The organism is Bacteroides sp. D2 (genome assembly GCF_025147085.1).
Taxonomy (GTDB): Bacteria; Bacteroidota; Bacteroidia; order Bacteroidales; family Bacteroidaceae; genus Bacteroides.
The window spans coordinates 5,936,006-5,950,932 of the sequence record NZ_CP102261.1 but is presented as its reverse complement, the minus strand read 5'-3'; the positions used below and the strand labels follow the sequence as shown (position 1 = coordinate 5,950,932).

General features: G+C 44.2%; 13 protein-coding genes. 11 read left to right on the top strand and 2 right to left on the bottom strand.

What is annotated here, in order from left to right; genetic code table 11:
• Positions 1–30: 30 nt before the first annotated feature.
• The gene (gene kbl / locus NQ505_RS22495; protein WP_004304022.1) at positions 31–1,224 is read right to left on the bottom strand and encodes a glycine C-acetyltransferase; all 1,194 of its coding nucleotides are present in this window, start codon (positions 1,222–1,224) and stop codon (positions 31–33) included.
• Positions 1,225–1,360: 136 nt separating this feature from the next.
• Between kbl and NQ505_RS22490 the strand changes: the two genes are divergently transcribed.
• The 5 genes from NQ505_RS22490 to NQ505_RS22470 all read left to right on the top strand — a co-directional run bounded on the left by NQ505_RS22490 (position 1,361) and on the right by NQ505_RS22470 (position 6,777).
• Positions 1,361–2,314: an NAD-dependent epimerase/dehydratase family protein gene (locus NQ505_RS22490; protein WP_004311497.1), complete on the top strand. Its 954-nt coding sequence runs from the start codon at positions 1,361–1,363 to the stop codon at positions 2,312–2,314.
• Positions 2,314–3,162, top strand: coding sequence for a DUF4348 domain-containing protein (locus NQ505_RS22485; protein WP_009000033.1), 849 nt, complete (start codon positions 2,314–2,316; stop codon positions 3,160–3,162). The genes NQ505_RS22490 and NQ505_RS22485 overlap by 1 nt, the downstream gene beginning before the upstream one ends.
• 47 nt (positions 3,163–3,209) lie before the next feature.
• Positions 3,210–4,202, top strand: coding sequence for a UDP-N-acetylmuramate dehydrogenase (gene murB, locus NQ505_RS22480; RefSeq protein WP_009000034.1), 993 nt, complete (start codon positions 3,210–3,212; stop codon positions 4,200–4,202).
• Positions 4,203–4,360: 158 nt separating this feature from the next.
• Positions 4,361–5,119: an MBL fold metallo-hydrolase gene (locus NQ505_RS22475; protein WP_009000036.1), complete on the top strand. Its 759-nt coding sequence runs from the start codon at positions 4,361–4,363 to the stop codon at positions 5,117–5,119.
• 83 nt (positions 5,120–5,202) lie between these two features.
• Complete coding sequence (locus NQ505_RS22470; protein ID WP_009000037.1) at positions 5,203–6,777, top strand: DUF3352 domain-containing protein; 1,575 nt, start codon at positions 5,203–5,205, stop codon at positions 6,775–6,777.
• Between the two features lie 104 nt (positions 6,778–6,881).
• On the opposite strand, the gene NQ505_RS22465 is transcribed toward NQ505_RS22470, so the two are convergent.
• Entirely contained in the window at positions 6,882–7,256 is a 375-nt protein-coding gene (locus tag NQ505_RS22465; protein ID WP_009000038.1) for a DUF3127 domain-containing protein, read from the bottom strand.
• Between the two features lie 153 nt (positions 7,257–7,409).
• On the opposite strand from NQ505_RS22465, the gene dnaN reads away from it, so the two are divergent.
• From dnaN to NQ505_RS22435, 6 genes are all read left to right on the top strand, one after another.
• A complete protein-coding gene (dnaN, locus tag NQ505_RS22460) occupies positions 7,410–8,534 on the top strand; it encodes a DNA polymerase III subunit beta (protein ID WP_009000039.1) in 1,125 nt (374 codons plus the stop codon).
• Between the two features lie 101 nt (positions 8,535–8,635).
• Entirely contained in the window at positions 8,636–9,415 is a 780-nt protein-coding gene (locus NQ505_RS22455; protein WP_004297028.1) for a 3'-5' exonuclease, read from the top strand.
• On the top strand, positions 9,415–10,623 hold the full coding sequence (gene coaBC / locus NQ505_RS22450) for a bifunctional phosphopantothenoylcysteine decarboxylase/phosphopantothenate--cysteine ligase CoaBC (protein WP_009000040.1): 1,209 nt from the start codon (positions 9,415–9,417) through the stop codon (positions 10,621–10,623). Before NQ505_RS22455 ends, coaBC begins: the two co-directional genes overlap by 1 nt.
• 33 nt (positions 10,624–10,656) lie before the next feature.
• Positions 10,657–12,318, top strand: coding sequence for a DNA repair protein RecN (recN, locus tag NQ505_RS22445; RefSeq protein ID WP_009000041.1), 1,662 nt, complete (start codon positions 10,657–10,659; stop codon positions 12,316–12,318).
• A gap of 41 nt (positions 12,319–12,359) precedes the next feature.
• Positions 12,360–13,103: a 23S rRNA (guanosine(2251)-2'-O)-methyltransferase RlmB gene (rlmB, locus tag NQ505_RS22440; RefSeq protein WP_004297025.1), complete on the top strand. Its 744-nt coding sequence runs from the start codon at positions 12,360–12,362 to the stop codon at positions 13,101–13,103.
• Between the two features lies 1 nt (position 13,104).
• The gene (locus NQ505_RS22435; protein WP_009000042.1) at positions 13,105–14,811 is read left to right on the top strand and encodes a serine protease; all 1,707 of its coding nucleotides are present in this window, start codon (positions 13,105–13,107) and stop codon (positions 14,809–14,811) included.
• Positions 14,812–14,927: the final 116 nt, after the last annotated feature.

Here is a 14,927-nt window from a genome sequence, read left to right as displayed (position 1 = left end):
TAGATTCCGCAAGGAAACCTTGTTTCGGAGTTATTCCGCTTTCAATACGTTGAGCTCTTTACCTACCTTGATAAAGGCAGCGATACACTTGTCAAGATGTGCTTTTTCGTGTCCTGCAGAAATCTGTACACGGATGCGGGCCTGATCTTTCGGCACTACCGGATAGTAGAAACCTGTCACATAGATGCCCTCCTCCTGCATACGTGCAGCGTAAATCTGGGATAACTTCGCATCATACAGCATAACAGCACAGATAGCACTTTGTGTCGGTTTAATATCAAATCCGGCAGCCGTCATCTTATCGCGGAAGTAGTTTACATTCTCGACGAGTTTATCATGTAATGCATTGCTCTCTTTCAGCATCTTGAAAACTTCAAGACTTGCACCGATGATACCCGGAGCCAATGAGTTGGAGAACAAATACGGGCGACTACGTTGACGGAGTAAATCAATGATTTCTTTACGCCCGGTGGTAAATCCTCCCAGTGCACCGCCGAAAGCCTTACCTAACGTTCCGGTATAAATATCTACACGTCCGTGAGTCTTATACAACTCGCTTACGCCATGACCAGTGGCACCTACCACACCGGCAGAGTGGGATTCATCCACCATTACCAACGCATCGTATTTCTCGGCAAGATCACAAATCTGATCCATCGGAGCTACGTTGCCATCCATTGAGAACACACCGTCCGTAACAACAATACGGAAACGTTGTGCCTGCGCTTCTTGCAGACATCTTTCCAAGTCTTTCATGTCAGCATTGGCATAACGGTAACGTTTCGCTTTGCAAAGACGTACCCCGTCAATGATAGAAGCGTGGTTTAGCGAGTCCGAGATAATGGCATCCTCTTCAGAGAAAAGTGGTTCGAATACACCGCCGTTAGCGTCGAAGCAGGCAGCATACAGAATTGTGTCTTCAGTCTGGAAATAGTCCGAGATGGCAGCTTCCAGTTCTTTGTGTATATCTTGTGTTCCACAAATGAAACGGACGGACGACATTCCGTATCCACGGTTATTCATCATTTCCTGCGAAGCCTTGATTAATCGGGGATGATTGGACAATCCTAGATAGTTGTTTGCGCAGAAGTTTAATACTTCCTTACCTTTTACAGTGATGGCAGCTTGCTGCGCACTTTCAATCAGTCGTTCTTCTTTATAAAGTCCGGCTTCCTTGATTTCAGCCAATGTTTGGCGGAGATATTCTTGCATTTTACCGTACATAGTGTTTGGGTGATTAAGTTATATTGCAAAGGACACAATTTTTCTTGGAATAACAATGTCTTTTTGATTAAAATCTGAAAAAAAAGTGCTTACTTTGCGCACTATTTAAGCTTGATATTCTAAGTCAGAAGAAAAAATGGAACACATTTTGATTATTGGAGCTACCGGACAGATAGGGTCGGAGCTAACGATGGAGCTACGGAAACGTTACGGAAATGCAAATGTAGTAGCTGGTTATATTCCGGGTGCAGAACCTAAAGGGGAATTAAAGGAGTCGGGACCGTCGGCAATAGCTGATGTAACGGACGGCGAGGCGATTGCATCTGTAGTAAAAGAGTATCACATCGATACGATTTATAATTTGGCTGCTCTGTTGTCCGTAGTTGCCGAGTCGAAACCCAAGCTGGCTTGGAAAATAGGCATCGATGGATTATGGAATGTGCTGGAAGTGGCACGTGAACAAGGGTGCGCAGTGTTTACTCCGAGTTCTATCGGTTCGTTTGGAGCTAGTACGCCTCACACGAAAACACCGCAGGACACCATTCAACGTCCGCGTACCATGTATGGAGTCACTAAAGTAACGACAGAGTTGTTGAGTGATTACTATTTTAATAAATACGGTGTCGATACCCGTGCTGTCCGTTTTCCGGGCATTATTTCGAATGTGACCCCTCCGGGAGGAGGTACGACCGATTATGCTGTCGATATTTACTATTCGGCAGTGAAAGGAGAAAAGTTTGTGTGCCCCATTAAGCAAGGCACTTTAATGGATATGATGTACATGCCGGATGCGCTGAATGCAGCAATCACACTGATGGAAGCCGATCCGGCAAGATTGATACACCGCAATGCTTTCAATATCGCTTCCATGAGTTTCGACCCGGAAACGATATATCAAGCTATCAAGAAGCATGTGCCGCAGTTTGAGATGATCTATGATATAGATCCTTTGAAACAGCGCATAGCCGATAGCTGGCCCGATAGTCTGGATGATACCTGTGCTCGTGAAGAGTGGGGATGGAAGCCGGCCTACAATTTGGAAAGCATGACGGTGGATATGCTTGAAAAGTTAAGAGAGAAACTGAAATAATGAAAAAACTAATTGCAGGGGTCATACTGCTCGGTATATTGAGCTCTTGTGGAAACAAGAAAACAAATATTGACCCCTTCGCATCTATTACTAAAGAGGTGGATTCAGTCCGGCAGATAGCCGATTCTAGCCACCATGATAAATCGCCGGAAGATCCGCAGCCTATACGGGCGGATGAATCTTTCGATGATTTTATTTACAATTTTGCTTCCGATGATGTGTTACAGCGTCAGCGTGTGAAATTTCCATTGCCCTACTACAATGGAGATAAGAAGTCAAACATCGAGGAACGCAACTGGAAGCATGATGACTTGTTTACCAAACAGCATTATTATACACTGCTGTTTGATAGAGAAGAAGACATGGATTTAGTAGGAGATACCTCCCTCACTTCTGTGCAGGTAGAGTGGATGTTCGTGAAAACACGAATGGTGAAAAGATACTATTTTGAACGTATCAAAGGTGCATGGATACTGGAGGCAATCAACCTGCGGCCCATTGAGCAAAGTGATAATGAAAACTTTGTTGAGTTTTTCGGACATTTTGCAACGGATAGTCTTTTTCAGAGTCAGCGTGTGCGGGAGCCGTTGGCATTTGTAACCACCGATCCGGACGATGATTTCTCTATTCTGGAGACAACCCTCGACCTTAATCAGTGGTTTGCCTTCAAACCGGTACTTCCTGTCGACCGCCTTTCTAATATTAATTACGGACAGCGGAATGACGATGATTCGCCCACGAAAATCCTGGCGTTGAAAGGTATCGGGAATGGTTTTTCCAATATCCTTTATTTCCGCCGGAAAGCCGGAGAATGGGAATTGTATAAGTTTGAAGATACAAGTATCTGATACAGGTTACGACGCACTATAACAGTATAACTTATAACTAAAAATATATGTATTCTCTTTTGCCCTACAATACATTCGGCATCGATGTCAGTGCCGCTCGTTTTTTAGAATATTCTTCGGTTGAAGAACTGAAGAAGCTGATTGTGCAAGGTGCCATTGTGACACCTTTTTTGCATATTGGTGGCGGCAGTAACCTGCTGTTTACCAAAGATTACGACGGATTGATACTCCATTCCCGCATTGAAGGAATCGAAGTGACGGAGGAAGATGAACACTCTGTATCGGTACGAGTGGGAGCGGGGGTAGTATGGGATGACTTCGTTGCATATTGCGTAGAACATGGATGGTATGGAACGGAGAACCTGTCACTCATTCCCGGTGAGGTCGGAGCGAGCGCGGTACAGAACATCGGAGCTTATGGTGTTGAAGTGAAAGATCTGATAACAGCTGTGGAAACGGTGAACATTCAAGCTGAAGAACGCGTTTATTCGGTGGAAGAGTGTGGATATACCTACCGCAACAGTATCTTTAAACGTCCGGAAAATAAGTCGGCTTTTGTCACCTATGTCCGTTTTCGACTTAGTAAAAAAGAACATTATACGTTAGATTATGGAACCATTCGTCAGGAGCTTGAAAAATATCCGGCATTGACGCTTTCTGTTGTACGGAAAGTGATAATTGATATTCGTGAGAGCAAGTTGCCCGACCCGAAGGTAATGGGAAATGCCGGCAGCTTCTTTATGAATCCCATTGTGCCGAAAGAAAAACTGGAAGCCCTGCAGCAGGAATATCCCCGGATACCTTACTATGAACTGGCGGATGGTCGGGTAAAAATTCCGGCAGGATGGATGATCGACCAATGCGGCTGGAAAGGTAAGGCTTTAGGCCCGGCTGCCGTGCATGATAAACAAGCATTGGTGTTAGTGAATCTTGGTGGAGCAAAAGGTAGCGATATCCTTGCGCTTTCAGATGCAGTTCGAGCCTCTGTCCGTGAGAAGTTCGGCATTGATATTCATCCGGAAGTTAACTTAATAAATTGAGAAGTAAAAATTGAGAATGAAGAATAGCTATATGAATAATGAAAAGTGTTCAGGTGTAGAAATACTCTATAACCTTTCTTTTTTTCGTTCTCAATTCCAAATTTCTCATTCTCAACTATTATTTTTTAATTCTCAATTTTCAATTCTCAATTAAACAAGTGAAAGTAAGAATCATTGGAAGTGGAACATCGACGGGAGTCCCCCAAATCGGCTGTACATGTCCGGTTTGTACTTCTACCGATCCGAAAGATAACCGATTGCGCGCATCTGCTATTGTCGAGACAGATGATGCGCGGATTTTGATAGATTGCGGTCCGGATTTCCGGACACAGGTATTGCATCTTCCTTTTGAGAAGATAGATGGTGTGCTCATTACGCATGAACATTATGACCATGTGGGTGGGTTGGATGATTTGCGTCCGTTTTGCCGATTTGGTTCAGTGCCTATTTATGCGGAAAATTATGTGGCGCAAGGCTTGCGCTTGCGTATGCCCTATTGCTTTGTTGACCATCGTTATCCGGGAGTTCCTGACATTCCTTTGCAGGAAATCGCGGTGGGGCAGGCCTTTTCTGTTAACCACACGGAGGTGCTTCCTTTACGTGTGATGCATGGCCGATTGCCTATTCTGGGGTATCGTATCGGGCAATTAGGTTATATCACTGATATGCTGACCATGCCCGAAGAATCTTATGAACAATTGGCGGGAATAGATGTTTTGGTAGTGAATGCACTTCGGATTGCCACGCATCCTACTCATCAGAATTTGGAAGAAGCATTGGCAGTGGCGCGGTGCATTCAGGCAAAGAAGACGTACTTTATACACATGAGTCATGATATGGGCTTGCATGCGAAGGTTGAAAAGAGCCTTCCGGAAAATATTCACCTGGCATTCGACGGATTGGATATCTATCTTTGATTATCGGTGAAATTTTTAGCAAAAGTTTTGTTTTCTTTGTAGAAATTATTATTTTTGCACCTAGCCGATAAACAGCGAATATTATGAAACTTCGTACGATAGTGAAAATAGCGATCACGTCTTCTGTTGTACTTTTGTGCTCAGGTTTCGCATTGTACTCTTTTTTTAGACTGTCGGCAGCCGAAGGGCAGAAAGATTTTAATCTTTATGAATTGGTTCCATCCACCACTTCAGCCGTATTTGTTACCGATGATGTGCTCGAATTTGTAGCAGAGGTCGATGATCTGACTTGTAGTAAAAATCAGCAATATCTTTATGTATCCAAACTTTTTTCTTATCTGAAACAAAGCCTTTATGCCCTCTCGGAAGATACTCCCCATGGCTTGAGTCGGCAAATGAATCAGATGCTGATTAGTTTCCACGAACCGGATAGCGAACGGAACCAGGTACTTTATTGTAGATTGGGAAATGGGGATAAGGAATTGGTGAACAGGTTTGTGCGTAAATATATATCTTCGCTTTATCCACCGAAAACGTTTGTTTACAAAGGAGAGGAAATAATCATTTACCCGATGGCAGATGGTGATTTTCTAGCCTGCTATCTGACGTCTGATTTTATGACATTAAGTTTTCAGAAAAAACTGATTGAAAACGTTATTGATGCATATAAGAGTGACAAATCATTGGCGGATGACCCTACCTTTACAGGAGTGCGTGCTCCGAAAAAAAGTGCAGCGGCCGCCACAATCTATACCCGTATGAAAGGGATGATGGGATGGACGGAATTTGACATGAAGATGAAAGATGATTTTATCTATTTCTCTGGCATCACTCATGATGCAGACACTTGCTTTGCCTTTATAAACCAACTTCGCCAGCAGCAATCAGTCAAAGGCTTCCCGGGTGAAGCACTGCCCTCCACTGCTTTCTATTTTAGCAGACAGGGAATTACGGACTGGGCGTCTTTGCTTTCTTATGGAAATGCGCAGGAGCAGAACGGGGCAGTCCGCACGAGTGAAGTGCAGAATAGAGATAAGGAATTTTCTCGCTATCTGATGGAAAATGCCGGGCAAGACCTGGTTGTCTGTCTCTTCCAGCGTGAAGATACGTTGCAGGATGCAGCGGCAGTCTTGAGCCTGTCTGTGGCAGATGTGACGGAAGCTGAAAGGATGCTTCGTGCCCTTGTCAATACTGCTCCGGCAGATGAAGGAAGAAAAACTCCCCGTATTACTTTTTGTTATACTGTAAATAAGGCATACTTGGTCTATCGGTTGCCTCAAACAACATTGTTTAAACAACTGACCAGTTTTGTTGAACCGACTTTGGATGTGTATGCAGCATTTTATGGCGGACGTTTGTTACTCGCTCCGGATGAGGATAGCCTGTCGCATTATATTCGCCAACTGGATAAAGGGGAAGTGCTTAATGGGGCAATGGCTTATCAGACGGGCATGGATCACCTGTCCGATTCATATCATTTTATGCTAATGGCGGATTTCGATCACGTGTTCCGGCAATCGGAAAATCACGTCCGTTTCGTACCGGATTTCTTCCTACGCAATGCAGACTTTTTCCGTAATTTTACACTCTTTGTCCAGTTTGCCTGTACCGATGGAGTAGTATATCCCAATATTGTTTTGAAATATAAATCAGAATAAAAACCGTGGTTTATATACAATCATTCTATAAAAAAAACTCCCGACAGAATTAAATTCTATCGGGAGTTTTTTTATGCTTATTCGTCCGACGAATGACTTTCGGTTTAGAATGGCAGATCGTCTTTTGCGTCGCCCGGAGTAAATTCCGGCATTGCCGACGGAGCTGCGGGAGGAACGGAACCGCCTGTAGCCATTGGGGCACCTGCGCTGACACGTTCTACTTTCCATGCACGGATTCTGTTGAACCAGCGGTCTTGCCATTGGTTAGAATCGATGTCGAATGAAACAGTCAGTTCTTCGCCCATTTGAATGTTGAACTGATCTATTTTATCTGCCCCAAATACTTCGAAGCACATTTTGCGTGGATATTGGTCGTGACTTTCGATAACAAACTCTTGCGCTTTCCACTCGTTGCCGGTAGCTTTTGAAACTCCTCCTTTGGGCTGGAGGATAGCGATGATTTTTCCTGTAAATTCCATTGCGATAATTTTAAATTCTGGGGCGAAGTTACAATTTTTTAGTAATATCCCTCACACAATGCCTGTTTTTTTCTTTTGTTTTATTGGGCAGCCCAAATCTTTTTTCGTAACTTTGTGCGATAGAACATTTAAAACTTAAATACACGAAAATATATGAAATTTATCGTTTCAAGTACTGCTCTTTCCAGCCATTTACAGGCCATCAGCCGTGTGATTAATTCAAAAAATGCGCTGCCAATTCTCGATTGTTTCCTCTTCGAATTGGAAGACGGAACATTGTCTGTGACTGTATCCGACAGTGAAACAACGATGGTGACTACCGTAGAAGTGAATGAAAGCGATACGAACGGGCGTTTTGCCGTAGTAGCGAAAACATTGCTTGATGCACTGAAAGAAATCCCGGAACAACCACTTACATTTGAAATCAATCCGGATAATTATGAAATAACAGTGCAGTACCAGAACGGAAAATACAGCCTGATGGGGCAGAATGCGGATGAATTCCCGCAATCGGCTACACTGGGTGATAATGCAGTCCGTGTAGAAATGGAGGCAAGTGTACTTCTGGGAGGTATCAACCGTTCGGTGTTTGCTACTGCCGATGACGAACTTCGTCCGGTGATGAACGGTATTTATTTCGATATTACCACAGAAGACATCACAATGGTTGCTTCAGACGGTCATAAACTGGTACGTTGCAAGACATTGGCAGCCAAAGGTAACGAGCGTGCAGCCTTTATCCTTCCGAAGAAACCGGCTACCTTGCTTAAGAATCTTTTGCCGAAAGAACAAGGCACAGTGACGATCGAATTCGATGAACGTAATGCTGTATTCATGCTCGAAAGCTACCGGATGGTTTGCCGCCTGATTGAAGGACGTTACCCGAACTACAACTCGGTAATTCCGCAGAACAACCCGCACAAAGTGACCGTAGACCGTCAACAGTTGGTAGGAGCTTTGCGTCGTGTGTCTATTTTCTCATCGCAGGCAAGCAGTTTGATTAAACTCCGTATGCAGGAAAACCAGATTGTGATTTCCGCACAAGATATTGACTTCTCTACTTCTGCTGAAGAAACACAAGTTTGCCAGTATGCAGGTGCAGCAATGAGCATCGGTTTCAAATCGACATTCCTCATCGACATCCTGAACAATATTTCAGCAGACGAAGTAATCATCGAACTGGCAGATCCTTCACGTGCCGGAGTAATCATCCCGGTAGAGCAGGAAGAAAACGAAGACCTGCTGATGCTGCTGATGCCGATGATGCTAAATGATTAATAGTAATCACCGCAAAATAACACAGAGTTCTACAGAGCAATAAATACATAAAACACTCTGTGGAACTCTGTGTTACTCTGTGGTGGAAAAAATAATTAGAAATGAAATTAAACCTGAAAAATCCCATTGTTTTTTTTGATTTAGAAACAACTGGAACCAATATCAACACAGACCGAATTGTTGAAATCTGCTATCTGAAAGTATATCCGAATGGAAATGAAGAAGCAAAAACATTACGTATCAACCCTGAAATGCATATCCCGGAAGCATCTTCTGCTATACATGGTATTTATGATGCCGATGTAGTCGATTGCCCTACTTTCAAAGAAGTGGCGAAAAACATAGCCAGGGACATTGAAGGTTGCGATTTGGCAGGATTTAATTCCAATCGTTTTGATATTCCTGTCCTTGCCGAAGAGTTCCTTCGCGCCGGAGTGGACATTGATATGACGAAACGCAAATTTGTAGACGTGCAGGTGATCTTCCACAAAATGGAACAACGCACCCTGTCTGCTGCGTACAAATTCTATTGCGACAAAAATCTGGAAGATGCACACACTGCCGAAGCAGATACACGGGCCACTTACGAAGTGTTGAAAGCACAACTCGACCGTTACTCCGATCTTCAGAATGATATTGCGTTCCTGGCAGATTATTCAAGTTTCAGCAAGAATGTAGACTTTGCCGGACGCATGGTGTACGATGATAATGGGGTGGAAGTATTCAACTTCGGAAAATATAAAGGAATGTCTGTAGCCGAGGTTTTGAAGAAAGATCCCGGATATTACAGTTGGATTTTGAATAGTGATTTCACGCTGAACACTAAGGCGGCATTGACAAAAATCCGTTTGCGTGAAATGAGTAATTTGATTACAAAATAATGCTAAAAGGAAAAAAAATAATTCTTGGAATTACCGGCAGTATTGCCGCGTACAAGGCGTGCTATATCATTCGCGGACTGATAAAACAGGGAGCGGAAGTGCAAGTCGTAATTACTCCGGCGGGAAAAGAATTTATTACTCCCATCACTCTTTCGGCTTTGACCAGCAAACCGGTCATCAGTGAGTTTTTTGCCCAGCGTGACGGAACGTGGAATAGCCACGTCGATCTCGGATTGTGGGCGGATGCTGTATTGATTGCACCTGCCACTGCCTCTACTATCGGCAAAATGGCCAATGGAATAGCCGACAATATGCTCATAACAACTTATCTTTCGGCAAAAGCTCCCGTGTTTGTTGCTCCGGCAATGGACCTCGATATGTTCGCCCATCCCGCCACCCAGAAAAATCTGGATATACTGCGTTCCTACGGTAATCACATTATCGAGCCGGGAACAGGAGAATTAGCCAGCCACTTGGTAGGAAAGGGACGTATGGAAGAGCCGGAAAACATCATCCGGGTATTGGATGAATTCTTCGCTTCGAGTGACGAACTATCCGGGAAGAAAGTGATGATTACAGCCGGACCGACTTACGAAAAGATTGACCCGGTGCGTTTCATAGGCAATTATTCTTCCGGAAAGATGGGATTCGCATTAGCAGAAGAATGTGCCCGTCGTGGAGCACAGGTGACATTGATAACAGGTCCTGTGCAGCTCAAAACGAAACATTCCCGTATCCGGCGTGTAGATGTGGAATCAGCAGAAGAAATGTATGCGGCTGCACAAATTTATTTTCCAGATGCTGATGCAGGTATTCTTTGCGCGGCAGTAGCCGATTATCGTCCGGAAACAGTGGCCGACAAGAAGATAAAGCGGGAGAAAGAAGAGGAACTAACCCTCCATCTTCAGGCAACACAAGACATCGCTGCCAATTTAGGAGCAATGAAAGGGAAAAATCAGTTATTGGTTGGCTTTGCCCTCGAAACCAATAATGAGCAGCAGAATGCCGAAGGAAAGCTCGAACGCAAAAACTTCGACTTTATCGTGCTCAACTCGTTGAATGATGCTGGAGCCGGTTTCCGCCATGATACCAATAAAATAAGTATCATCGACAGGAAAGGTCGTACAGACTATCCTCTGAAGCCGAAGACGGAAGTAGCCCAAGACATCATCGACCGTCTGGTAGCCACCCTGTCTCCCGGTTTTTAATTTTTAATCTTTAATTTTTAATTAAAATAGAAGGTGTTACGTTCACTATACATTCAGAATTACGCATTGATAGAAAAACTGGATATCAGTTTTGAAACAGGCTTTTCCGTTATAACAGGTGAAACGGGAGCCGGAAAATCAATTATTCTGGGAGCTATCGGACTCCTGCTAGGACAGCGTGCCGATGTGAAAGCGATTCGCCACGGAGCTTCCAAGTGTATCATAGAGGCACGTTTTGATATATCTGCTTATGGTATGCGCCCGTTTTTTGAAGAAAATGAGCTGGAATATGATGAAGAGTGCATTTTGCGTCGTGAAGTGCAGTCTTCCGGTAAGAGCAGGGCATTCATCAACGATACTCCTGCTTCGCTGGCACAAGTGAAAGAGCTGGGCGAACAACTGATAGATGTTCATTCGCAACATCAGAATCTGCTGCTTAATAAAGAAGGATTTCAGTTGAATGTACTTGATATTCTGGCACATAATGATGCTGCATTGGAGAAATACCATCTGTGTTATGACGAATGGAAACAGACAGATCGCGAACTCGCTGAATTAGTGTCGCTGGCAGAGAAAAGCCGCTCCGATGAAGATTATATTCGCTTCCAACTCGAACAGCTCGAAGAAGCCCGTTTGGTGGAGGGCGAACAGGAAGAACTGGAGCAGGAAGCTGAAACATTAAGTCATGCAGAAGAGATAAAAGCCGGACTTTACCGGGTGGAACAGTCGTTTGCTTCGGATGAAGGTGGATTGCTTTCTTATCTGAAAGACAGTCTGAATACACTGAATAATCTACAAAGAGTATATCAGCCGGCCAAGGAACTTACCGAACGTATGGAGAGCGCTTATATCGAACTGAAAGATATTTCGCACGAAGTCTCTTTACAAAGTGACTCCGTTGAATTCAATCCGGTCCGTCTGGACGAAGTGAATGAACGGTTGAATCTGATTTATTCCTTACAGCAGAAACATCGGGCACAAACCCTTGACGAATTGATAACGCTAACGGATGAATACCGCAGCAAATTGTCGGACATCACTTCCTATGATGAGCGTATCGCCGAACTGACTGCTCGCAAAGAGGAACAATATAAACAAGTGAAACAACAGGCAGAAGTGTTGACCAAAGCCCGTACGAAAGCTGCTCGTGAAGTAGAAAAACAGCTGGCTGCCCGGTTGATTCCATTAGGAATGCCGAATGTTCGTTTCCAGATAGAAATGGGACTGAAGAAAGAGCCGGGATTGCAAGGAGAAGATACAGTCAACTTCCTGTTTTCCGCCAATAAGAACGGCACCTTGCAGAATATCTCTTCCGTAGCTTCAGGAGGCGAAATTGCCCGTGTCATGCTTTCTATCAAGGCAATGATTGCCGGGGCCGTCAAGCTGCCGACTATCGTATTTGATGAAATAGATACCGGAGTCTCCGGTGAAATAGCCGATCGTATGGCGGACATGATGCAGGAGATGGGCGACCGCAACCGTCAGGTAATCAGTATCACCCACCTGCCGCAGATTGCTGCCCGTGGGCGTGCTCATTATAAGGTATACAAGAAAGATAGCGATACGGAAACCAACAGCCATATCCGCCGTCTCACTGACGAAGAACGAGTAGAGGAAATAGCTCACATGCTTAGTGGCGCCACTCTCACCGAAGCTGCCCTTAGCAATGCCAAATCCCTGCTTGCCCGCAACTGATAAATAGTGAATAGTAAATAGTAAAATAGAAAATCAACCAGATGTTAGATAAAAGTGAAATGATTTTCGGCGTTCGTGCCGTGATAGAAGCCCTTCAGGCTGGAAAAGAGATAGATAAGATCCTCGTGAAGAAAGATATTCAAAGTGATCTTTCCAAGGAGCTTTTTGCAGCTTTGAAAGGTACGCTGATACCTGTTCAGCGTGTTCCGGTAGAGCGTATCAACCGTATTACCCGGAAAAATCATCAGGGAGTGATCGCCTTCATTTCTTCTGTGACTTATCAGAAAGCGGAGGATCTTGTTCCTTTCTTGTTTGAGCAAGGAAAAAATCCGTTTTTTGTTATGCTCGACGGAGTGACTGATGTACGCAATTTCGGGGCGATTGCACGTACCTGCGAATGTGCAGCTGTCGATGCTGTGATTATTCCTGTCCGGGGTAGTGCGTCGGTCAATGCTGATGCCGTGAAAACATCGGCAGGAGCACTACATACTCTTCCGGTATGCCGTGAACAGAACCTCCGTTCGACTCTGCAATATCTGAAAGACAGTGGTTTCCGCATTGTGGCTGCTACCGAAAAAGGAGATTATGACTATACCAAGGCCGATTATACAGGTCCCCTCTGCATCATAATGGGAGCGGAGGATACAGGAGTTTCTTATGAGAACCTTGCCCTCTGTGATGAATGGGTAAAAATTCCGATGCTGGGCACTATCGAATCCTTGAATGTCTCTGTAGCTGCCGGTATCTTGATTTACGAAGCTGTGAAACAAAGAAACAATGACTGATATGAAGAAGATTTTAATTCTACCTTTACTGCTTTTCTTTCTGGTACAAGGAAGCATGGCACAAACCCCAAAATGGGTAGAGAAGGCAAAACGTGCAGTCTTCTCAATAGTGACTTATGACAAGAATGATAAAATGCTGAATACGGGAAACGGATTCTTTGTGTCCGAAGACGGATTGGCTTTATCAGATTATACTCTTTTTAAAGGAGCTGAACGTGCGGTAGTGATTACTTCCGAAGGCAAGCAGATGCCGGTCAGCCTGATACTTGGAGCGAATGATATGTATGATGTCATTAAGTTCCGTGTGGCTATCACCGAGAAGAAAGTGCCTGCGCTGATTGTTGCCAAAACAGCCCCGGTGGCAGGAGCCGAAGCATGGATGCTTCCTTATTCTACGCAGAAAAGCATTGCTTGTGTTAATGGTAAGGTGAAAGATGTTTCCAAAGTAGCCGGAGAATACCATTATTATACATTGAGCATGCATATGAAAGATAAGATGGTGAGCTGTCCGGTGATGAATGCGGAAGGTCAGGTATTTGGTATTGCGCAGAAATCATCCGGTATCGATACGGTGACTACTTGCTATGCGGCGGGAGCAGCTTTTGCCATGTCGCAGAAAATCAGTGCTCTTTCTTTGGGAGACGCTGCCTTGAAAAGCATTGGTATCCGGAAAGGTTTACCCGAAACGGAAGATCAGGCATTAGTATATCTGTTCATGGCCTCTTCGAGCCTTTCGGGCGAGGACTATGAAAAGCTGTTGGATGACTTCATCCGCCAGTTCCCTGCCAATGCAGATGGTTATCTCCGTCGTGCCAATTATTATGCATCTAAAGGTAAAGACGACCAGACTTGGTATGATAAAGCCGTTGCCGACTTTAATCAGGCTCTGAAAGTAGCCCAGAAGAAAGATGATGTATATTATAATATAGGTAAGCTAATGTATGCTTATCAATTATCGAAGCCGGAGAAAACTTACAAAGACTGGACGTATGACACCGCTTTGAAGAATGTCCGTCAGGCAATTGCTATTGATCCGCTGCCAATTTACACTCAAATGGAAGGCGATATACTGTTTGCCCAACAAGACTATGCCGGTGCTTTGGCTGCTTATGAAAAGGTAAATGCCAGCAATATTGCTTCTCCGGCCACTTTCTTTAGTGCTGCCAAAACGAAGGAACTGCTGAAAGGGGATCCGAAAGAAGTGGTGGCCTTAATGGATAGCTGTATTGCCCGTTGCCCGCAACCAATTACAGCCGACTTTGCTCCATACTTGTTGGAACGTGCACAGATGAATATGAATGCCGACCAGGCAAGAAATGCAATGCTCGATTATGATGCTTACCATACGGCAGTCAAGGGAGAAGTGAACGACGTGTTCTATTATTATCGCGAACAGGCAGCTTTGAAAGCCCGTCAGTTTCAACGCGCTTTAGACGATATTGCCAAGGCCATCGAGATGAATCCGACAGACCTCACCTATCAGGCAGAGCATGCAGTTATAAACCTCCGTGTAGGACGGTATGAAGAAGCTATTCAGATTTTGAATAATATATTGAAGACTGATCCCAAATATGGTGAGGCTTACCGTTTATTGGGACTTTGCCAGATACAGCTGAAGAAGACAGATGAAGCTTGCGGCAACTTTAAGAAAGCGAAAGAATTGGGTGATCCGAATGCAGATGAATTGATAACCAAATACTGCAAGTAAAAAGATCATCTTCTTGAAGATAAAAAAAATGAATCCCTGCCAACTCGAAAATTGGCAGGGATTCCTCGTTTTTGGGGACGTTGTATAAAAAACTCTCTCTCTTTTTATTTTTCCCC